The sequence below is a fragment of the Changpingibacter yushuensis genome (assembly GCF_014041995.1).
In the GTDB taxonomy this organism is placed as follows: Bacteria; Actinomycetota; Actinomycetes; order Actinomycetales; family Actinomycetaceae; genus Changpingibacter; species Changpingibacter yushuensis.
The window spans coordinates 470,486-490,088 of sequence record NZ_CP059492.1 but is presented as its reverse complement, the minus strand read 5'-3'; the positions used below and the strand labels follow the sequence as shown (position 1 = coordinate 490,088).

The 19,603-nt window shown below is 56.8% G+C and carries 22 protein-coding genes; 10 read left to right on the top strand and 12 right to left on the bottom strand.

Annotated features, from left to right (window positions below; all coding sequences use genetic code 11):
* Window positions 1–11 precede the first annotated feature (11 nt).
* Together H2O17_RS02090 and H2O17_RS02085 are read right to left on the bottom strand one after the other, a co-directional pair.
* Complete coding sequence (locus H2O17_RS02090; RefSeq protein WP_182050117.1) at window positions 12–2,333, bottom strand: AAA family ATPase; 2,322 nt, start codon at window positions 2,331–2,333, stop codon at window positions 12–14.
* A 199-nt stretch (window positions 2,334–2,532) separates the two neighbouring features.
* On the bottom strand, window positions 2,533–4,413 hold the full coding sequence (locus H2O17_RS02085) for an MFS transporter (protein ID WP_182050116.1): 1,881 nt from the start codon (window positions 4,411–4,413) through the stop codon (window positions 2,533–2,535).
* Window positions 4,414–5,051: 638 nt separating this feature from the next.
* Between H2O17_RS02085 and H2O17_RS02080 the strand changes: the two genes are divergently transcribed.
* From H2O17_RS02080 to H2O17_RS02070, 3 genes are all read left to right on the top strand, one after another.
* A complete protein-coding gene (locus H2O17_RS02080) occupies window positions 5,052–5,501 on the top strand; it encodes a hypothetical protein (protein ID WP_182050115.1) in 450 nt (149 codons plus the stop codon).
* A 74-nt stretch (window positions 5,502–5,575) separates the two neighbouring features.
* A complete protein-coding gene (locus tag H2O17_RS02075; protein ID WP_182050114.1) occupies window positions 5,576–6,310 on the top strand; it encodes a signal peptidase I in 735 nt (244 codons plus the stop codon).
* Window positions 6,307–7,125 carry a hypothetical protein gene (locus H2O17_RS02070; RefSeq protein ID WP_182050113.1) on the top strand — a complete coding sequence of 273 codons (819 nt, stop codon included), beginning with the start codon at window positions 6,307–6,309 and terminating at the stop codon, window positions 7,123–7,125. Before H2O17_RS02075 ends, H2O17_RS02070 begins: the two co-directional genes overlap by 4 nt.
* Here H2O17_RS02070 and H2O17_RS02065 read toward each other — a convergent pair.
* From H2O17_RS02065 to H2O17_RS02055, 3 genes are all read right to left on the bottom strand, one after another.
* Complete coding sequence (locus tag H2O17_RS02065) at window positions 7,025–7,669, bottom strand: GrpB family protein (protein ID WP_182050112.1); 645 nt, start codon at window positions 7,667–7,669, stop codon at window positions 7,025–7,027. The genes H2O17_RS02070 and H2O17_RS02065 overlap by 101 nt on opposite strands.
* 2 nt (window positions 7,670–7,671) lie before the next feature.
* Window positions 7,672–8,229, bottom strand: a complete 558-nt coding sequence (locus H2O17_RS02060; RefSeq protein WP_182050111.1) for a dihydrofolate reductase family protein — start codon at window positions 8,227–8,229, stop codon at window positions 7,672–7,674.
* Between the two features lie 145 nt (window positions 8,230–8,374).
* On the bottom strand, window positions 8,375–8,581 hold the full coding sequence (locus H2O17_RS02055) for a hypothetical protein (protein ID WP_182050110.1): 207 nt from the start codon (window positions 8,579–8,581) through the stop codon (window positions 8,375–8,377).
* A 359-nt stretch (window positions 8,582–8,940) separates the two neighbouring features.
* Between H2O17_RS02055 and H2O17_RS02050 the strand changes: the two genes are divergently transcribed.
* From H2O17_RS02050 to H2O17_RS02040, 3 genes are all read left to right on the top strand, one after another.
* Entirely contained in the window at window positions 8,941–9,186 is a 246-nt protein-coding gene (locus H2O17_RS02050) for a hypothetical protein (protein ID WP_182050109.1), read from the top strand.
* Window positions 9,183–10,208, top strand: coding sequence for an SRPBCC domain-containing protein (locus H2O17_RS02045; protein WP_182050108.1), 1,026 nt, complete (start codon window positions 9,183–9,185; stop codon window positions 10,206–10,208). The genes H2O17_RS02050 and H2O17_RS02045 overlap by 4 nt, the downstream gene beginning before the upstream one ends.
* A 122-nt stretch (window positions 10,209–10,330) precedes the next feature.
* Window positions 10,331–10,648 carry an SDR family NAD(P)-dependent oxidoreductase gene (locus H2O17_RS02040; RefSeq protein ID WP_220456804.1) on the top strand — a complete coding sequence of 106 codons (318 nt, stop codon included), beginning with the start codon at window positions 10,331–10,333 and terminating at the stop codon, window positions 10,646–10,648.
* A 787-nt stretch (window positions 10,649–11,435) separates the two neighbouring features.
* On the opposite strand, the gene H2O17_RS02035 is transcribed toward H2O17_RS02040, so the two are convergent.
* The 4 genes from H2O17_RS02035 to H2O17_RS02020 all read right to left on the bottom strand — a co-directional run bounded on the left by H2O17_RS02035 (window position 11,436) and on the right by H2O17_RS02020 (window position 12,930).
* Window positions 11,436–11,693 carry a type II toxin-antitoxin system RelE family toxin gene (locus H2O17_RS02035; RefSeq protein WP_182050107.1) on the bottom strand — a complete coding sequence of 86 codons (258 nt, stop codon included), beginning with the start codon at window positions 11,691–11,693 and terminating at the stop codon, window positions 11,436–11,438.
* Window positions 11,694–11,702: 9 nt separating this feature from the next.
* A complete protein-coding gene (locus H2O17_RS02030; protein WP_182050106.1) occupies window positions 11,703–11,948 on the bottom strand; it encodes a type II toxin-antitoxin system Phd/YefM family antitoxin in 246 nt (81 codons plus the stop codon).
* 203 nt (window positions 11,949–12,151) lie between these two features.
* A complete protein-coding gene (locus H2O17_RS02025) occupies window positions 12,152–12,775 on the bottom strand; it encodes a Fic family protein (RefSeq protein ID WP_182050105.1) in 624 nt (207 codons plus the stop codon).
* Window positions 12,775–12,930 carry a hypothetical protein gene (locus H2O17_RS02020; protein ID WP_182050104.1) on the bottom strand — a complete coding sequence of 52 codons (156 nt, stop codon included), beginning with the start codon at window positions 12,928–12,930 and terminating at the stop codon, window positions 12,775–12,777. Before H2O17_RS02020 ends, H2O17_RS02025 begins: the two co-directional genes overlap by 1 nt.
* A gap of 315 nt (window positions 12,931–13,245) precedes the next feature.
* Here H2O17_RS02020 and H2O17_RS02015 point away from each other — a divergent pair, with 315 nt between their 5' ends.
* The 3 genes from H2O17_RS02015 to H2O17_RS02010 all read left to right on the top strand — a co-directional run bounded on the left by H2O17_RS02015 (window position 13,246) and on the right by H2O17_RS02010 (window position 14,617).
* A complete protein-coding gene (locus H2O17_RS02015; protein ID WP_182050103.1) occupies window positions 13,246–13,506 on the top strand; it encodes a hypothetical protein in 261 nt (86 codons plus the stop codon).
* A gap of 547 nt (window positions 13,507–14,053) precedes the next feature.
* Window positions 14,054–14,200, top strand: a complete 147-nt coding sequence (locus H2O17_RS11460) for a P-loop NTPase family protein (protein WP_220456803.1) — start codon at window positions 14,054–14,056, stop codon at window positions 14,198–14,200.
* 42 nt (window positions 14,201–14,242) lie between these two features.
* On the top strand, window positions 14,243–14,617 hold the full coding sequence (locus tag H2O17_RS02010) for a P-loop NTPase family protein (protein ID WP_220456802.1): 375 nt from the start codon (window positions 14,243–14,245) through the stop codon (window positions 14,615–14,617).
* A gap of 458 nt (window positions 14,618–15,075) precedes the next feature.
* On the opposite strand, the gene ychF is transcribed toward H2O17_RS02010, so the two are convergent.
* Window positions 15,076–16,155 carry a redox-regulated ATPase YchF gene (gene ychF, locus H2O17_RS02005; RefSeq protein ID WP_182050102.1) on the bottom strand — a complete coding sequence of 360 codons (1,080 nt, stop codon included), beginning with the start codon at window positions 16,153–16,155 and terminating at the stop codon, window positions 15,076–15,078.
* A gap of 124 nt (window positions 16,156–16,279) precedes the next feature.
* Here ychF and H2O17_RS02000 point away from each other — a divergent pair, with 124 nt between their 5' ends.
* Entirely contained in the window at window positions 16,280–17,467 is a 1,188-nt protein-coding gene (locus H2O17_RS02000) for a DNA recombination protein RmuC (protein WP_246311300.1), read from the top strand.
* Here H2O17_RS02000 and H2O17_RS01995 read toward each other — a convergent pair.
* A complete protein-coding gene (locus tag H2O17_RS01995; RefSeq protein WP_246311299.1) occupies window positions 17,464–18,261 on the bottom strand; it encodes a DNA alkylation repair protein in 798 nt (265 codons plus the stop codon). The two genes, H2O17_RS02000 and H2O17_RS01995, sit on opposite strands and share 4 nt — an antisense overlap.
* Complete coding sequence (locus H2O17_RS01990) at window positions 18,261–19,418, bottom strand: 4-hydroxy-3-methylbut-2-enyl diphosphate reductase (protein WP_182050101.1); 1,158 nt, start codon at window positions 19,416–19,418, stop codon at window positions 18,261–18,263. Before H2O17_RS01990 ends, H2O17_RS01995 begins: the two co-directional genes overlap by 1 nt.
* Between the last annotated feature and the right edge of the window lie 185 nt (window positions 19,419–19,603).

The following is a 19,603-nucleotide window of genomic DNA, read 5'->3' as shown; positions in this document are numbered from 1 at the left end:
AGCTAGAACGCTCACGCTACGTTCTCAGACCCAGCCAGCTCCTCAGCCCACCCGAGGAACTCGTCCACAGTGATGACAGGCTTCTTCCATTGGGCCGCATTCTTCGCCTTGCCTGACTGTGTGCCCCGCGCGGCCACCACCAGAACATCTGTACGCGTCTTCGTCATGTTCTCCGAAAGTGCCAGCCCACGATCCACAGCGATCCTCTGCAGGTCAGTGCGATCAACTACACCCCGCCCTGCAACCACAGCCGTTCCGGTGAAGCACAGGCGAGCACCCGGGACCAAAATAGCGCTCAACTCGGCACTCTCTGCAAGGTGGAAATCCTCCGGAAGAATGCTCACGCCATAGCGCTGCTCGACCGTCTGGATGCGTTCCACCACTTCTCTATCACGATCAACCACACGCTCCCATGCGCCCTTTAACAGCGTGGCAAGCTCCTGAGCTGGGTCATCGTCAGCGCCGAGATTGCCGCCCACAGTGAAACCGTCCGGGCCCTTCACCCCATCCACACCGGTCGTCCTAGCAAGCACAAATCCGCGTCCTCGTGGCTGCGCAGGGAAGGCTGTGCCTCCACCGGCTTCCTGACCAAATACGCGCATTCCAGTGGCACGCATCGCGCGGGCACGGTCGAGTGCCCTACCCGATTCAAGTCCCTTGCGCTCAGCCGAATTCACAGCCTCGATGGGGATCTCGCGACCCAAGGGTGTCATTTCAACGATGCCGTTCCGCTTCAGCTCAGAGTCAATGATGCTCAGCGTGGTATCAATACCGACGCCGGCAGGTACGCGCCCGGCTAACAGCGGTGAGAGGGCGGCCCATGCCTCAGATAGAACGGGCGCCAGCTGAGTGTCACGAGTAGTGATCCCGTAGGCTTGCTCCGCCTGATACAAATCGCTCGTGGGATTGACAACCGTTGTCGCTTCGTCGTCGTCGGTCACAACAGCGATCTCCACGGGACGTGGCCGATATCGATCGCCCTCGTTCCCTACCGTTAGTGCGGCGATATAGACGTTGCCGAGCGTCTGGGCAGAAGCGTTCGACGTGTTCAAGAACCTGCGAACGCGGATATCAGTCTTGAGATCGCGGGGAAGCACATCGCGCTTGAGCACCAGACCATTGAGGTTCGTACACCGGCTCAGCGCCACATACAACTGCCCATTCGCAAACGTTCCACCGGTAAGATCAACGATCACCCGATCCAGAGTTTGGCCCTGGCTCTTGTGAATAGTGATCGCCCATGCCAGCTTCATCGGCAACTGCCGGAAAGAGCCGACGACGTCGTGCGCCAACCGGCCTCCGTCCACTCGCGGGCGAGTGATCTCCCATGTATGGCGCTCCACGTTTACGCGGCCGCCATCGCGAAGCAGAACGGTAACAACCGGTTCATCTTCCTCCTGCGTGATGGCCTCTACCCGGCCGATGCTCCCGTTGACCCACCTGTTACCAGAATCATTGTTCAACAACATGATCTGAGCGCCCACGGCAATCGCAAGGTCCGACTCCGTAGGTACATCAAAACCGTCTAGGTCCCCATGACATGTGGCATGAAAATGAACTGGTGGAAGAGGAAGCCGTTCAAGCATTGCCCGGTTGCGCGCCCCAACAATCCGATTCGTAGTTGCCAAGGTCAACCAAAAATCGTTTACATCCGGTTCAAAGGCGGGATCAGTGTGGCGGTTCAATTCGGCGCGGGCGTTCTGCAACAGGGAGCCTTCACGCACCGAGTTCAGAAGTTCGACCATACGAGAATCACCAATCTGGCGAAACACAGTGGTCAGCTCAACTGTCGGAAATGTGGCGCGGTCAAATGAGTCAGCCGAAAAGAAGAATGGTGTTTTGTACCTCAGCTCAAAGTGGCTGAGCTCCGAATCACGCACTACCGGTGGAAGCTGAAACAAGTCGCCCACCAGCACCAACTGCACTCCCCCGAAGCGTTCCCCCGGGTGTGGTCCGAACAGCTCCAGCGCCGCGACCATCGCATCAAACAGATCGGCGCGAACCATAGAGACTTCATCAACAATGAGAATATCTAGGCTCTGAATGGCCTTCGCGAAGCGAGTTGGGCGGTAGGAACCACTTCGAACTAGGTGCTCGTCTACTCCCGTGGGGAAAGAAAACAGACGATGAATCGTATAGCCGTCCACGTTCAGCGCTGCAATACCTGTGGGGGCAACTGTGATTGCACGCCGATCCGTCCGCTCAAGGAAGTATCGGATCAGTGTGGACTTACCGGTACCAGCTTTTCCGGTCAGGAACACGCTCTGACCTTGATCCAGGAGCTTAAGCGCGTCGGAAAACTCAGAGGTGATGGTGAGTGAAGTGGCTGGCACAGCAAAGTTTTACCACATGGGCCGCTGGCGGGCGCGGCAAACTGACCAATTGCAGCAACAGCAAACTGACCAATTTCAGCAACAAGGGCGCGCTGGAAGTTGGGCCAGAACCCAAAGTCACTCACAACACTTGCAGTGCTGGCCGCGGGCGGTTTGGAACGCCACCTTCGTTCCAAACCCCCCGCGAGCTTCGTGGTATCTACTGCACTTGCTGATCGTCCATGGGGGTCATAAATGAACCGAGCAACGTACGTACCAAGTCGCCGCGTGTCACCACGCCAATCAGTGTGCCGCCAGACATGACCGGCACCTTCTTCATACGGCGAGTTCCGAGCAACTTAGCGACCTCTTCAACTGATGAGTTGATATCCACAGCAACTACCGAATCCGTTGCGAGCTCCATAACATTGAGGCTCATAACCTCGTCGATTCGATTCTGGAAATCGGGATTCTGACGATAGATGTTGAGCCCAAATGCGATATCTGCTGCGGAGTCAGCGTGTTCGGAGACGGCCCGCAGAATATCGCCATCGGTTATGTAGCCGCACACCGCTCCCTTTTCATCCGTGATCGGGATACCGGAGGTTCCCTTCATAACAAACTGTTCCACAACCATACGGACGCTCGCAGTTGAAGGTACAGAAAACACATCCGCCCGCATGAGGGTAGCGATAGATGGCCTTGCTGCCACGTCGGCCTTTCGATCCCGCGCAAGCATACGAGTGTAGAAGAATGCCACTACTACGCCCACCACAGCAATCACCCCAGCCACACGAATAGCCTGCGCAAATCCGGCCGCATTGGCTTGTTCTGCGGTGACGCCAGAAGCGACATGGCCGGCCGACGTCGAAGAGAGAATGCCAATCAACAATGATGGTCCGATCGCTGCGGCCAACTGGATCGATGTGTTGAGCAGTGCAACACCGTGTGGATGATCATTACCCGCGAGCGTGGCCAATCCAGTGGCTTGAGAAGGCGAAAGAATGAGGCCCACCCCAGCAAACACGATCGATGCGGCAATCAGCACGCCGAGCCAGGTCATGTGCGGGGCAACAAGAGTCATCGTCAGCTGACCCACAGCAGTCAACGCGAAGCCGATGATCAGCAAAGGCCACGGGCCTCTCGCGTCCATAACCTTTCCGCCCACGACGGCCGTGGCCGAGTTGAGAAGGATCGGGAGGATAAGCAATGCGCCAGCCATCAGAGCCGTCATCCCAAAGGAACCCTGAAAGTACAGTGGCAATAGAACAGAGAGCGAGAACGTCATCATCATCGCAACCACCACAAGGATCGCCGACGGCCAAAACCTTAGCGAGGTCATGGGATGAAAGCTGAGGATTGGGTTGGTCAGGCGGAACTGACGGCGCACGAACACCGCCAAGATAAGAATGCCCACCACGGCCGATCCGGCTGCGACTCCTGGCCTCACTGTGATCTCTGACAGTCCGAATACCACTCCAAGCAAGCCGAGCGCGATGAGAAGAACCGAAGGAACATCGAGTCTGACATGTTCGGGTTCAGCCACGTTGCGAACCGCGAAGTAACCCCATACCCCGAGTGCAAGGATGGCGACGAGCGTGGGCAGGAAGATAGTGTGCCATCCGAAGAAGGTCACCATGAGGCCTGCCACTACTGGGCCAAAAGCAGGCCCAAATGTAATTGTCATTCCGCCAATGGACAGGTAGAGGCCAAGTCTCTTGCGTGGGGCTATTGCCATAACCGTACTCATCATGGTGGGGATGAAGATTCCGGTGCCAACGGCTTGGCAGAGTCTGCATACAAGGAGCCAAGGGAAGGATGGTGCAAAGAAGGCGGCCGCTGAACCAACAGCGAGAATTGACACTCCGATGAAGAACAACCGCCGTACCCCGACACGTCTGTATAGATACGCCGATATGGCCACGATGATAGTTGTGATCATCATGTATCCCGTCACGAGCCATTGGGCTGTGCCCGCTGAAACGTGGTAATCAGCCATGATGTCAACAAGTGCCACATTGACAATGTTCTCGTTGAATGCCGCAACGAATGCCCCGATATAAAGCACGGGGAGCATACCTATGGTGCGATCTTGTCGCATTGGATTCCTAACTCCACTCGCCAGCCCCGGCAAATCGAAGTGGATACAGCCGGCAACCGGCCAAACAACCGCCCGCGCGGCCTGCTCATTGCAGGTGCATCATATATATTTCCTGAGCACGTTCATAAGTCATGCAAATCGTCAGATGCTGAGTTTTCTACCATAGGAATCGCGCAGCGAGGAGCATTCTGATGCGTAATTTCACGGGGTTCTCAGTGGATAATGGCAGCGGTGGTGGGAGGTGTCACACCTTTTGGCAGGTGCTGGAGTCAGCGGATTTGTGGGGCAGTTGAGGCATTCTTCACGCTAGGAGCTCCACTGCACCGCCCAATTGTTCGCACTTATCGCGACTAAAGCCTGGCGCCCACATCCCCAGCGCGAAAGCAGACCCAATCCAGAAGTCGCGCACAATTCTCTCCACAACGGACGAACGCAATCTGGTGAGCAAAACGCCATTCTGGATAGGATGTTTGTCCTATCTGAATCGACAGAAGTATGAATCTGTCAGGGTGGTTTTCCTAGGCAACTCAAAGACTTGACAACACCGCGTGACGCGACGATGACCCGAGGAAGTTTCTTTCACAGTTCGTTGACGAAAGACACTTTGTTAGCTCAATCTCACCCCTCCGTAGGACATAATGAATAATAATTCCTCAAGCCGCATAAACAACCGCCGCAAGGGCGCAGCAGTTCTCCTGGCAGCAATCGCTGCACGTGGAATTGGTTTCGGCGCTGCATCCCAACTGAACTTGTCGTGGAACGGAACCTACCAAGCAGGCTCCGTGACAGTTGATTCGAATTGCCAAGCAACCGGCCAAGATATCACCGTTGGATTCTCGGATCCCATCTTCAACGCCGCCGTTACCCTACCGTGGACGATCTCAACAATCCAGTTTGCTGACGTCAGTGACGCCTGCAACACAAAGTCTTACTCAGTTGCGTACCAAAGCTCCGGCTCAGATGAATGGACTGAACTCGTTTCGGGCCAGACCTTGAACCTCTCGAACGGCGCATTCGACGTCGACCTTCCCTCTTCTGTGGACCCGCAGGAGATCGCCAACGTTGCACTGACCATTTACGGCAACTGACCTAACACGCAATGAAAATGCGCCCCGGCACGTTCGCTTGCCGGGGCGCCAACTGCAATGAAGGCGGTGACAACATGCCCAGAACCCGTACTCGCGTGGCGATTTCGGTGATCGAATGGGTCATGTTCTTTGCCGCTGTTGCCGCTCTGTGGCCTTCTCAACTGGGCGGGTGCACTGGCTTCGTCATCATCAACGGCCCATCGATGGAACCTACTTTGATGCCCGGCGATCTAGCCATTACCCAGTGCATATCCGAACCGCAGGTGGGGCGGGTGGTCATCTACACTCCCATCTCCGATGAGAAGGGCCTGGTGATTCATCGGATCGTTGGCGGAGACGAATCCGGATGGAAGCTTCAAGGCGACAACAACAGCTGGGTTGATCCCTTTTCCCCAACGAACGACGACGTCAAGGGCACACTACTTCTCCGCGTTCCCTACGTAGGGAACGTGCTCGGCTTCCTCGCTTCTCCGGCCATCTACCTCTCCTTGCTCGCATTAGCAGCTGCACTTGTTCTATGGCCTGCGCGGGCGAAGCCTGATCCTGCGAAGGATCAGTACAAGGCGAGTGCCGTGCTGGAAACGAGTATTGGACTGGGATCGACGGGAGAACTTGATCCTTCGAGAGTCCTCGACCCGTTGAGCACTCTTGACCCAGAGAGCGGGCGAAAGCCCGAACCGGAACTTGTGCCAGAACTCCAACCCACACGTGAACTTGTGAGGGCAGTAGAAGGTTCCACACCGCCGGCGCGCGGCAATCAGCTCGACACCTCTGGCAACCCACCCGCCCATAAGGCAGGCATTCTGTGACTGGGCGGCGAATTCGGGTGGTTTCGGCCATCCTGCTAGCGATCGCCGCCATCTCAACAGCTTCGGCCTCGCAGCTTGTCATGGAACCCGCTTCAGCGACCCTCGTAAGCTCACATGAACGGTGCTCCAACACCGCAGTGAACGTTACGGCTACGGATTCTCAGTCGCTCACGATTAGTGGAATCGATACCGCGGCATGCGCTGGACTTCCGCTCGAGCTCTGGGTCAGCGACGGCACCAAAACTGCAACCGCAGCAGTGGCATCCATTGTGTCGGGCAAGGAATCGGTCACGCTTTCCAACAGCGTTAACGTTGCGAAGGTGCAGGCGAACATGGTGATGGTCAAGGTGGGCAACTGGCCAATTCCTTCCACCTGGACGAACTCATCGAAGGTGCCCGTACCTCTGTTGACCTGCGTGGTCCCAGGCAGTGATGTATCTTGTTCCGCGGCGATCACTGCCAAGAACTCATGGGGATCCGAGTTCGTCTACGACGTCACGATCACCACTAACAGTGTGACACCTGTGCCGTGGATGGTCACTATCAACCTGTCAATGACCCCAGACCCATTCCCGTTCGTCGCCAACGAGGTCAATGAGTACAGCGGCGGAGCAGGCATCTTCTATTCTCAGTCCGCATGCAATGCAACGCCTCGCACCATGACGGTCCGCAACGGCGACTGGCGTACCATCAGCAAGTCCCAGTCTCAAGTGCTCAAGATCGATGGAAGGCAGGCAGCCTCCGGCAAACCTGCGGGCGGCCAAGTGCTGCTTTCCATGCCCGTGAGGTGGGCTTGCGACCAGCACCGCGGGTGAGCGCGGTCTTCGCCTCGGTGTAGGCATCCCGATCATGTTCGAACTGTGCTCGTAAGTCACGCTTGAGAAACGCATAATCGCGGCAGGTTTCGGGATGCTCCAACAGGTAATCCCGAAAGTACAGTTCGTCGGGATCTTCAGTTCTGCGCACGTGCAGGTGGAACACCTTCTCGGCAAAGCCCAGCGGGGTGTATCCCTTGTTGAACCCAAGGTGTAAGGGCTCAACTTCGGAGCCATACATCTGGCACCATCCGGCCCCACGGATTCGCGCAGCCGCGTGGATGGCAGGCGTTTCACCGCCGAGTTCCACGAGGATGTCCACCGTCGGCTTGGCTAGGAGGCCAGGCACCGCCGTCGACCCAATATGACTGATACGAACAGCACTGGAGCCTAGAACGTTCGCGAGCGCCGCCGATTCCTCAGCGAACCACGTGAACCATTCCGGGTTGTGGTTCTGGAGAATGATCGGAAAGAGCTGCCAGAGCTCAGTCAACGTGAGGTCTCCGAGATTCCGCGAGGAACCCTGAGATGAAAGTTCTGACATGACTAAGCAACCACCGATGAGAGGGGTGCCGAAGGCTTGTCGCGAAGGACCCGGTAGTGTGCGCACACAAAAGCCCGGTTGCGTGTTACCTCAAGGAGTTCGAGATCTAGATTTCTGGGCAGGAGCGGCTGGCCCGAACCAAGAGTTACAGGAGCGAACTGCAACCAGATCTCATCGAGTAGACCGGCGTCTGCAAACTGGCCGGCCACATCGCCGCCGCCCACTACCCAGACATCGGCTCCGCCTGCCGCCTCAAGTATTTCTCCACATAGTTGATCGACTTTGCCCCGAACGAGACGCACATCCGCAGCCTCAGGCAACACAAGTTCTCGGCTGCTCAGGACGAATACCGGCTGCGTGTAGGGCCACTGCTCTTCTGCCGCGCGAAGCCACTCATAGGTGGACGAACCCATCACCAGTGCACCGATGCCGCCGATGAACTCGTGGTAATTCATCGGGCCCTCTTCGTCAAAATCCTGCTTGAAGAGCCACTCGTGGGAATGGTCAGAGGTGGCGATAAAACCATCCAAGCTGGTGGCCGTATAGAAATGAACCGTCATGACGCAAAGCTACACGTCTTTCTTGCTTGCGAGACACCCCGGAAAAGGACCGAAACACGCCGGCGCCGCATGGTCTCATGCCTGTGCAGAACCACAATTCTCTTCCTGCAGGTATGTGGCGTGCCCACTAGGCCAGAACCGAGAATCACTTCACGCGTTCGAACGATACCGTCTTGCCCTTCAACGAAATGTGGCCGACCTGGTAGCCGTATGCGATCAGTTCCTTCTTTGCATTGAGAAACGAATGGTCTATCGGGAACCCCAACACTTCCTGAATCTCTTCAAACGTCATCGTGAAACCCGATGAGTCTCGCATACTGATGTTGTGCCAGAGCGGTTCAAACTTACTCATATCCAGACCTTCCAGTGGTCAAACGCCCTAAGTACAACGGCGCTCTGGCCGTGAAACTGTGGCTGGGTACAGCGGACACGGTGAGACGGTGTCACGTTCGCGCACGCTTCATCTGGGCAGGCGAACATGACGACCTCCTTCGCAGCTAAGCGACTTGTGTAAGAAAACGGTATCGCCTCCAGAAGACCGTGGGTGGGTCTACGTACACAAATAGCCTCATTCGCTGAAGGAAGCGATGGGATTCTTGTGGTTCCCAAGGGAGCTGTGTGGCGCCGTCGTCGACAGTGCTTCGGTGTAATCGCGTAAGCCCTGCGCAACCTAGGTTGACACCTCCATTCTTAGCAACGTAGGTTGACGGCATGGAGTCTTCGCAGATCGCAGCAATAGCAACGGATACGAGCGACCCGAGAGCGGGATTACGAGCGGTAGCATCCTTGCGCAAGCTCGCGGACACCTTAGAGCTTCGTCAGGTTGAGGCCGCGTTGCGTTCAGGAATGAACTGGCAGGAGATCGCCGACGCGCTCGGAGTAACCCGACAGGCTGCTCACAAGAAGCATTCCAAACGAATTGACCCCACGATCCCCTTACCCAGGAGGACCTCATGAACAAGTTCGTACGTGCCGCGCAAACAAGTCATTCGCTTTCGCTTACTGCCATGGAGGAGGCTTCCCGAGAGGGACTCCGCGCAGCGGATATTGAACACATGTTCCTTGCACTCGTCATCGATGCCCAACCTGCCGGCCACGCACTGCGCAGCTTGGGCATCGACCTTGATAGTGCCCGTCGCGCTGTCAAAGAACAGCATGATGCGCAACTGGCTTCACTCGGCATCGAGGCGTCATTCCCTGAGGCCGGGCGGATCGTGTTCCACGAGACGGATGGATACCAGTGGAGCCCTCGTGCTCTTGACGTCATTGCGAAGTCCAGCCGCCACAGAAACACGGGTGACGCTGCTGCAGTGCTCCGTGAACTAGTCGCTGAGCCCAGCGGTTTGATCAACGATATACTCGCTCGCCTCGACACCACATCCGAAGCAGTCATCGAACGCCTCAACCAGCACGACCCATTCGCTGAGAAGAGTGCGCCTGGCGGAGGGATTGGTGTTCTTACCGGAGTGTCCGTGACAATGCGGATTGTGGGATCGTCCGAGACGTTCGTTCCCGCACCATTGAACGAAGTGTGGGTATTCCTCGCAGATCCCACGCATGTCCCCATGTGGGACCCCAGCATCGGCAGCATCGACTCCACCAGTCTGGACGCGATGCCGGGTTCAGTCTGGGAGGGTTCAGTCTGGGAGGGTGCTGCCCCGACAAGCCACCCCAACGGAAAGCCCATGAGGATCAAGTCTCAGTTCCGCCGACGCAGCATTGAACTCGTCGCAGCTCACCGGCCAGACAGGATTACATGGAACTTCGGGTACCCCGACGTCGCGCGAAGCAATCCGGTTCTGACCGAGTTCAGCCTGGCGGCCACGACAGGTGGCACGCACGTTCGGATCAGCAAGTCACGGCCCCGAAGGCAAGGCTGGCGCGGACTGATTGCTATGCCATTACGTCCGATCCAAAAGTTCCTCATGTGGATCGCGGTGTCCCAGACAGCCAGCGCAATCAGCCGTGCGTTTCGGTAGTCCCAAGGTTTAGTTATGGGACTCTTCTTGTAGTTCCCAAGGGAGTTTAGGTGGCGCAGCCCCTGTCCCTACTCACGCCTCTGGAATACCGAGATGAAGACTGCGGAGCGATCTAGACCCGATTGCTTGATGCCGGCACCACCCGCGCAGGGAACGGCGTCTATGCCGCCACCACGTGGGGCATGAACGGCTGGTCGGAATCCATGCGGCAGGAACTCCTGCCCAGTACCCGCGTCATCCTCATCCAGCCCGGTGCCGTCCACACCGAGCTACCCACCCACATCACTCATGAGGCCACCCGCGAGGCTGTGCAGAATGGCTACGCCAAAGCCAACGTTCAGCCCAAGGAGATCGTGGAGGTAATCTGCTTCGTTCTGGCCCGGCCTCGACATCTGGCCATCAACGAGGTCCTTCTCCGTCCTGCCGACCAGCTCGGCTGACTTCCTCGGTCAATCACTCATGCAGGGGCTCGGAGTGGTTTGAGTCAGTCCGAAAGCGTCGCCCACACGCGCGAAAGCGCGAACCACGAGTTGCGAATCGCGAGCCCCAGCCCCAAAACCACTGGCCTGGAGCTAACTTGAATGAATTACATCTCGGCGCGACCATTTCCATCAACAGATCCATGGATCCCAACTGTTTCGTCATGGACGCTATGCCAAGTTCGCAGGCGGTGCAGTTATCTGTGCATTCCCAGCGGTACTTTATATTGTCAAAACTAGCTCGCATCTCACTCGCAATGTAAGCCGGGTCAAGGGACTGCTGCACGTTTGAGTGACAGTTTGGTCAGGCTGCTTGTGCGGCCTGCCCGTTCATAATGGTTTCAAAGTCGATGGGTTTCACCGAGGCCAGAGAACTCGAACACCCGATCCGAACATTCGTCCAGTTCGATTGAGTGGGACGAGGCAGACAATAGTTACGCGTTGAAGCGGCACTCCGCCGAGTTCCGTAGTCGATACGCATCTGCTTATGGCCAATCACATCAGCTGACGATGCAGCTCAATTCTGTGGCTTCGCTAGTCGATTATCATTCCGAAGATTTCTACATCAAACCTAAACGTGCAGCAGTCCCTCTCTTATACCCAACAACAACACCGATTAGGTGATTTGGCGTCTGTTCGTTAGGTGATTTGGCTAGACATTAGGTCTGAACTCCATCACGTTTGCGTGTTGTGAGTATCTGGTGGGCAGACATGAGCAACTATGGGCAAACGTGGCACACACATCGGATCAGCGATAGATCTCGCGGCGATGACCGAGGCGCAACACGAGGACAACTAGCTCCTCGTCTCGCACGTCATAGACAACTCGGTAGTCGCCAACCCGTATGCGGAGTTCCCCATCGCCACCCTTCATTTGGAGGCACCCAAGCGGTCGCAGCTCAGACGCAAGTTCACTAATTGCGTCAGCCACACGACGAACCGTCACTCGGTCTAGCTTTAGCATCGCTTTTTCTGCCGAGGGCACGTAGCTAATGGCGTAAGTCATCAGCTCGATTCACAAGCCGAGTTCGCGCATAAGATCATCGTGAGAGATGCGGCCATCCTCGCGACGCGCTTCTGCCGCGGCACGGATATCTTCTTGATCTTCAAGCGCCTGCATCGCACGGTCGAAAAACTCCGGAGACACCACCACAGCTCGGCGACCCACCCCACGAGAGGTAATCTCAACAGGCTCGCGCTGCGCAGCGGCGATGTAATCACTCTGCTGGCTACGAAACTGGGAGAGAGTCACGGAAATCACGCCAAAAGCGTACCACTTGTACAAGTCGTACGTAATCTCAGGTCAACCTAGGGTCGCCCACACCAACCCCATAATCACAGATTGAAACGCCATTCCACCGAGTTCCGTAGCCGATACACGTCAGGATCCTAGGAGCATTGGTGAGGAAAAACCTGTTATGCCGCAGCATCATTGACCCTTACCTAGAGATGATCCTGCGTGACTCACATCTGGATTACGGGTATGAACTCAGCTAGTGGTTTAGGGTCACGACTAACGTCATACTGCTTCAGCAGCGCAATGTACTGCTTCTTGTCAACTTCCCAGTCGTAACTCTCAAACAAACTGTCCATCTCCTGAGCCGCCAGGAACACTAGATCAGCGAGAAGCCGTGTGACACGACCATTCCCATCAACAAACCCATGAATTCTAACCGTTTCAGCGTGAACAGCGATGCCAAGTTCGCGGGCAGTCCAGTCACTGGTGTGGTCCCAGCGATACTCTATGTTCTGAAGACTGGCTCGCATCTCAGTTGCGATGTAGGCCGGGTCGATACCAATACTTAGCTCTCGGTGTCTATATATGCCTGCCCACGTCCATAAGTCCCCATAGAGCTTGGCGTGCAGTGCTCTTAGGAAAGCGTCGCCAAGAAGATCCTTGAGAACAAGTTGCCCTTCAACGATTTGGCTTTGAAGCGCGATGCTGACTTCATCTGCGATCGCCTGCTCAACTTCAAACAGATCGGCCTTGTTTGGCTGGTCACCGAATATTTCCCGAGCGCGCGCAGTTAGCGCACTAGCCTCGTCTGGCGTTATCGGCGTCTCGCCATAGCCAGGATCGAGGTTCATTAGGATCGTTTCTCACGGCTCACTAAGAAACGCTCAACACGGTCTGAACGTTTGGAATCAACAGGGACCGAGCGATTCTCAAGCGCAGCGGAAGCCCGAATCGAACGCATAGCAGAACGACGAATTGCTTCAGCCGTAACGTTCTTGCGTTTCATAACGGCACCTCCTCCATCTTGTTCCTAAAGTAATTGTATACACGAAAGCCCACCCACACCCTTGACAAGATTCTCGCGGAAAGCCGAAACGTTCCCTCAGCGCCCCACACTGGCACGTAGAACTCATGACCAAACCCTCAGGTCACGTGTCCAAACTCCACCAGTTTCCGTGTGTTATGACGATCAGTGATCAAGATGAACAGATAAGAGCGAGCTTGATTGATCGGGAGTCACCCGGGTGTGGTGCCCGTTGGGAATTGGCTACCCTCTCACTGACGAAGAATAGGAGTTGCGAACCACCTTCGCCCCAGAGCAGTGAGCGCGACCGCTGCAGCAGCGACCTTGGCTGCAACGGCATCAAACTACGATCCCTTCGTGCTCAACTCAGTATGCGATGCCAACATCGGACTTACGTCGTCTAAGTCGTCGAAGTCCATTCCATGCAAGTCTGGGATGACACGACGCGTCGAGAGCAGCGTGGCAAGTGCCTTCTCGGTCAAGACCTCAGACTCAATACTCTTCGGTATCACTGACGCGACAAACGTCATCCCGACGCAGGATTTCCGTAACCCCTGATCGATTTCCCAGCTCATTGGCGAACCGAGAGAAAGCTCTTCCTCGCTCAATGCTTGCGGCGGGGTCGATCTTGACTCCGCCGTACCGGACTTCGATCAGCGGGAAAGTCAACAGATGCAGAGCGAGGGCCGCACCGATGCGCGGCCGCGCAGAGTCACCTTCCAGCCTGCCTAGCGAGTCTCGACCTTCAGCTCGGAACTCCGTGTAGGTCGGTCCCTAGGCATCGACAGGATCGGGGCCGGAGAAGTCATTACGATGATCAATGGTCGACGACACGCGAGTCATCTTGAACGCACCCGTGGCATCTTGACCAACAGTCTCCCAGGTGATGCGGGTTCCCAGCGCGAACGCGCGCAGACGTCCCTGACCGAGCCTGCCATGCAGAGGTCGTTTCTCACGCTCGGTGAAGCGCGCCCCCGAGCTTCCAGGAATTCCCCACCCACTTGAAGTCCCGCTCGACGCGTTACGGGCTCATGCCGAGGCCATCATCGCGAGCATGAAGCCACGGACGAGGGTGCCTGGAGGCCGGATAGCCTACAATTGCGTGGTGCCCGTTGGAACTCTGGACGACGTCGTTTCGGCCAGCCGTATTCTCGTTTATGGGGTGACCGGTTCGGGTAAGTCAACAGCCGCTCTATCCTTGGGAGAGATTCTCGAGTTGCCCGTCCACTTGGTTGACGAGGAGTTCGGCTAGCTACCGAACTGGACCCCTCAACCGGTTGATGAAATAGAGACGATGGTCGCATCGGAAGTTGGCAACGAGCACTGGATTTTCGATTCGGCGTATAGCCAGTTCCTCGACCTCGTTCTGACTCGAGTCGAGGTGGTAATCGGACTCGACTATCCGCGGTGGCTCAGCCTTTCGCGCCTGATCCGCCGCACCATGCGACGACTCGTCACAAAGGAGCAGTCCTGCAATGGCAACGTCGAGTCGTGGAGCACAGTGTTCTCAAAGAAGTCAATAATCGCATGGCACTTCAGGAGCTTCACTCATAAACACGACCGGATGTTCGCATGGGCCAATCAAGCCGATGGCCCCAAAGTAATGCTGATACAAGACCCAGCTCAGCTTGCCTGGCTGATTTCCACATTGAAACAACTGCACAGATAAGCCCAATTGCCCCCACAGAAGTCATGGGCCTTGGCCTCGTTCTATCAGTGCGGATGAGGACCGCCTACGCTAACGCCAGTCAGCGAATACTCGACCCGGCCGTCGGTGCCCAGCTCCTATTGACTTGCCCAGCGGGCGGCATTGGCGCGTCGTCGTCGATGGCACGTCCAACTATGACGGAGTTCTTTGCGTTCCGTGCACTGTGAGTATTTGCTGGGTGGGTGTGAGTAGGTCTGGATCGATTCGCCAAGACACTTCCCCGTCACCAGTAGACTCGCCGCAGCGTCCTGCGACGTCTACGAGTGGTAGCATGGCCTTGAGCCTGCCCAAGCTGCGCCTACCCGGTAAGGGAGCAGCCCGCCCGCTGCTTGGAGAGGGTGGCAGCCCGTTCGAGCCGGGCCAGGTCCGGGGGACTCACTTCTCAGCGGGAGATGTCGGAGTCTCCACCATCACGCACCTCAAACGTTAAACCTAAACTCCACCACGTCGCCGTCGGCCATCACGTAGTCCTTGCCTTCCATTCGCACCTTGCCGTGCGCGCGAGCTTCCGCAACCGATCCGTACTCCACGAGGTCCTCGTACGAAACGATTTCCGCCTTAATGAAGCCCTTTTCAAAGTCGGTGTGGATAACACCCGCAGCCTTGGGCGCTGTGTCACCCTTATGAATGGTCCACGCACGCGATTCCTTTTCACCAGCTGTGAGGTAGGTTTGCAACCCCAGCGTGTCAAAACCAACCCGGGCCAACTGATCCAATCCAGACTCTGCCTGACCAGTAGACTCCAGCATCTCCTTTGCTTCGTCAGGCTCAAGTTCAATCAACTCTGATTCGAACTTGGCATCAAGGAAGATTGCTTCAGCCGGTGCCACGGACTCACGAAGCTTGGCTTGCATGGACGTATCGGCCAGGCCGTCGTCGTCAGTATTGAAAACGTAGATAAACGGCTTCGCGCTCATGAGCTGGAACTGCTTAAGGATCTCGGGTTCAAAATCCTTGTTGTTCGCGGAAATGACCTTGCCCTCTTCGAGCAGCTTCAACGCGGCTTCGGCTGTGGCGAGCACTTCCTTCGGTGTCTTCTTGCCCGTGACTTCCTTCTGAATTCGCGGAATCTGACGCTCAAGGGTCTGCATGTCAGCCAGAATCAGCTCGGTTGTGACCGTCTCAATATCATCCAGAGGATCAACGCGTCCTTCAACATGGACCACATCGGGATCAGCAAACGCACGTGTCACGAGGCAGATTGCGTCGGCCTCACGAATGTTCGCCAAGAACTGGTTGCCGAGCCCCTCACCTTGAGATGCACCGCGAACGATTCCCGCGATGTCCACAAAAGAGACAGTTGCAGGCACTACCTTCTGAGAGTGGAACAGATCCGAAAGTACGTCCAGGCGTTTGTCCGGAAGAGGGACGACGCCGACGTTCGGTTCGATAGTCGCGAACGGATAGTTGGCTGCGAGTACGGTTGCGCGGGTCAGCGCATTGAACAGGGTCGATTTTCCGACGTTCGGTAGGCCGGCAATTCCAATAGTCAGTGACACGCAGCCAAGTCTAGCTGCCCACAAGAGTCGGTTTGTGTTGAGCACCTGACACTGAGGTCCAGGCCATGCTCACACCCGCGTTGATGCCACAGAATGTGTCCTACAAGCATGGTTCACTAAACCTATGACCCTCTCTCCAATCGTTCTCATCTTGCTCGTGCTCCTATGTATCGGCGTCGGCGCCGCCATCGGGTATCTGTATGCCGTAGCGCACGGGCGTGGCAGTGTGGATCGGGATAATGCTCGCCTGGGCCAGTTGCAGGCGGAAGCCAGCGCTGCTGGTGCGCGCGCAGCTCGGCTTGAACAGGAGAACAACGGCCTTATTGAACGGGCACGTCAGGACAACAACGTGATGCGTTCACTCGCTCCGTTGGGCCAGCAGTTGGAGGCGTTGGACCAGAAGGTCCAACGCCTCGGCAAGGTCAACGCCGCCCAAGGAGCAGAGTTGCGGGAACAGCTTTCAACCGCTGCGCGCACTCAGCAAGAACTGGCAAGGGAAACCTCCACGCTGCGCACCGCTCTGACCTCCACCTCAACCCGCGGTACGTGGGGTGAGGTGGAGTTGCGCCGAATCGTTGAAGCCGCCGGAATGCTGCAACACGTGGATTTCTCTACTCAGTTGAGCACAGGAAAGCTATCAATCAATGGGTCTGCCTCACGCCCCGATATGCTGATCCACTTGCCAGGCGGGGGCCACCTCGCTATCGATGCCAAAGTGCCGCTCAACTCTCTGATGCGGGCTCAAGCCATTGAGGGATCAGATCACGTGTCTGAAACCCAACGCGCAGGTCTCATGGCCGATCACGCGAAGGCCCTTCGCGGGCACGTCAACGCACTCATCAAGCGGAACTACCCTGCCGATTTCCCGGGTTCACCCCAGTTGACCGTCATGTTCTTGCCTGCCGAATCGCTTCTCTCTGAGGCACTTTCCAGTGATCCAACACTTCTCGAAGATGCACTCCGCGCAGGAATATCGCCAACTTCCCCAAGTTCCCTGTTGGCACTCCTGCGCTCAGTTGCAGCGGTATGGGCCACCACCCAGATCACCCAAGAATCTCAAGACATCATGAACCTCGGCCGCACTTTGGTTCAGAGGCTCGGGGTTGTGGCCGGTCATCTTGACTCACTTGGCAACTCTCTCCGCAGCTCAGTCAAGAACTACAACAAGACGGTGGCCTCTTTGGAGTCTCGCGTTCTTGTTACCGCCCGCGAGTTTGAGTCGCTTGAATCCAATGTTCCCGCGCCCAAGCCAGTGACCTCTGACGATGCCCAAGTGCGTAGCCTAACCACTGCCGAACTGACTATCGACTAGGTGGTTGCAGCCGCAGCAGTGTTGTCCGTATTGCCCAAATACTTCGATCCTTCTCGAATCGAAAGCGCCGATAGATCGGCGCGATGCGCGTCAATGAACTCACCCACCCACGCCGGGTTACTCTTCGAGTAATCCCGCAGAGCCCACCCAATTGCCTTGTTGATGAAGAACTGCGTAGATCCGAGGTTCAGCTCAATGATCGTCGCCAATAGGGCCTCGTCGGTCAGGTGCTTCCACGTCAGCTGGTGATCAATAGCAAGACGCCGAATCCAGAAGCTCTCATCCACAGCCCACTGGAGCATCACGGACTTCAACTCCGGATTGGCCGCAACAATGTGGCTCACACTCTTCTGGAGTGAATCAACACTATCCCACCATGGTTTGGATATCGCGAGCGCTCGCACCCTCTCCAGATCCTCGCCGCTGAGCATCTTCCGAACGGCGAATAGGTAGTCAGCAGCAACGTATTGAAACTCGCGATGCGGCAACGCCCAACACTGTGCCACAAATGCCCAATCCGGACGCGGATCACGCCTAGCAACGGAGAAATACGACTTCGTGATAGCGCGACGTTCAGGTGTAGTGAGTCCCAAGAAAAGGAACTGGTCACGCATATATGCCGCCATCTGCACGGCTTTCTCAGGATTGCCCGCACCAAAGAGTTCGCCGATCAAGCCGGCTCCATCCATATGGGTGTCGAAGGGATCCATCGTGGAATCGAGGAACTCCTCTTGGCCACCAGATGCACGTTCGTGAGCGCTCGGGTGTTCCTCTGAGCTTTCGAACTGATCCATCACTGCACAGATGTGGCCGCGCTAGCTTCGCTAGCCCTCGCCTGAGGTGAATCGCCATCGTGCGCGCCAGCAACATTCTCCGGGGCAACCCCGATAGCTTCACCAACACCCACCCCTGGAGCACCCGCCTCCGGTGCACCCACCTGCGAAACACCGGCCCGTACCTCGCGCACCTTGTGCGGCCGATCGGGGTGTGCACCAACTGCTTTCAAGTCTGCCCGCAGGTTCTTCGGCAATGAGAAGCGAATATCTTCGCTGGCTGTGGTCACAAGATCCACTTCGGTATAGCCGAGCCCTCCCAAATTCTCCACCACATCGCGAACCAGAATCTCGGGCACCGACGCGCCAGAAGTCAGACCGACCGTTGTTGCACCTTCCATCCACTCCGGAAGAACCTCTTCTGCATGATCCACACGATAGGCGGCGCCTGCGCCAGCCTCCAGAGCGACCTCTACAAGGCGCACAGAGTTTGAAGAGTTCGCAGAACCAACCACGATCACCACGTCGCACTTAGCTGCCATGGCCTTGACAGCGCCCTGACGGTTTTGGGTGGCGTAGCAGATGTCATCAGATGGCGGATCGATGAGATGCGGGAACCGTTCGCGAAGCAACTCCACAGTCCGCATCGTCTCATCCACTGAGAGCGTGGTTTGAGAGATCCACACCACTTTGTCTGGATCGCGCACCTCCACAGCACCAACCTCATCTGGCCCATTCACCACTTGGATGTGATCAGGTGCCTCGCCTTGCGTGCCTTCCACTTCCTCGTGCCCGGTGTGGCCAATCAACAGGATGTCGTAATCGTCGTCGGCGTAACGAACGGCTTGCTTGTGGACCTTGGTGACCAGTGGGCACGTAGCATCGATCGTCTGCAGGTGGCGTGCGGCCGCTTCGCGATGAACCTGCGGGGAAACACCGTGAGCGGAGAACACCACGCGGGCACCTTCGGGTACCTCATCTGTCTCAGAAACAAAGATTGCCCCACGCTTGGTGAGTGTTTCCACAACATACTTGTTGTGGACAATTTCTTTGCGCACGTAGACGGGAGCGCCATAGAGTTCCAGCGCCTTTTCCACGGCATCCACGGCGCGGTCAACGCCTGCGCAGTAGCCGCGCGGGGTCGCCAACAGAATCCGCTTGCCGTCTGGCGATGGCACGGACGGAACGTGGGATGGAAACGCCGATGCTCCTGCGAGCGATATCGTGGGGCCCTGGCTGAATTGCGAAGTCACCCCTCAAGGTTACGTGGACCTTCGCACAACCGCGAGAGTAGCCGGTCACTCGATCAGGGTTGCTTGTGGCACCGCCAAGCACACCAGTCACAGGTTTCGCGAGCGGCGAA

What these genes read in the sequence shown, in the direction of transcription:
- H2O17_RS02010 (WP_220456802.1), top strand. Translation starts at nt 14,243, where the DNA reads ATGGTCGCATCGGAAGTTGGCAACGAGCACTGGATTTTCGATTCGGCG.
- H2O17_RS02080 (WP_182050115.1), top strand. Translation starts at nt 5,052, where the DNA reads ATGAATAATAATTCCTCAAGCCGCATAAACAACCGCCGCAAGGGCGCA.
- H2O17_RS02035 (WP_182050107.1), bottom strand. Translation starts at nt 11,693, where the DNA reads ATGACTTACGCCATTAGCTACGTGCCCTCGGCAGAAAAAGCGATGCTA.
- H2O17_RS01995 (WP_246311299.1), bottom strand. Translation starts at nt 18,261, where the DNA reads ATGGATCAGTTCGAAAGCTCAGAGGAACACCCGAGCGCTCACGAACGT.
- H2O17_RS02000 (WP_246311300.1), top strand. Translation starts at nt 16,280, where the DNA reads ATGACCCTCTCTCCAATCGTTCTCATCTTGCTCGTGCTCCTATGTATC.
- H2O17_RS02020 (WP_182050104.1), bottom strand. Translation starts at nt 12,930, where the DNA reads ATGAAACGCAAGAACGTTACGGCTGAAGCAATTCGTCGTTCTGCTATG.
- H2O17_RS02045 (WP_182050108.1), top strand. Translation starts at nt 9,183, where the DNA reads ATGAACAAGTTCGTACGTGCCGCGCAAACAAGTCATTCGCTTTCGCTT.
- H2O17_RS02050 (WP_182050109.1), top strand. Translation starts at nt 8,941, where the DNA reads ATGGAGTCTTCGCAGATCGCAGCAATAGCAACGGATACGAGCGACCCG.
- H2O17_RS02085 (WP_182050116.1), bottom strand. Translation starts at nt 4,413, where the DNA reads ATGCGACAAGATCGCACCATAGGTATGCTCCCCGTGCTTTATATCGGG.
- H2O17_RS02025 (WP_182050105.1), bottom strand. Translation starts at nt 12,775, where the DNA reads ATGAACCTCGATCCTGGCTATGGCGAGACGCCGATAACGCCAGACGAG.
- H2O17_RS02060 (WP_182050111.1), bottom strand. Translation starts at nt 8,229, where the DNA reads ATGACGGTTCATTTCTATACGGCCACCAGCTTGGATGGTTTTATCGCC.
- H2O17_RS02065 (WP_182050112.1), bottom strand. Translation starts at nt 7,669, where the DNA reads ATGTCAGAACTTTCATCTCAGGGTTCCTCGCGGAATCTCGGAGACCTC.
- H2O17_RS02075 (WP_182050114.1), top strand. Translation starts at nt 5,576, where the DNA reads ATGCCCAGAACCCGTACTCGCGTGGCGATTTCGGTGATCGAATGGGTC.
- H2O17_RS02055 (WP_182050110.1), bottom strand. Translation starts at nt 8,581, where the DNA reads ATGAGTAAGTTTGAACCGCTCTGGCACAACATCAGTATGCGAGACTCA.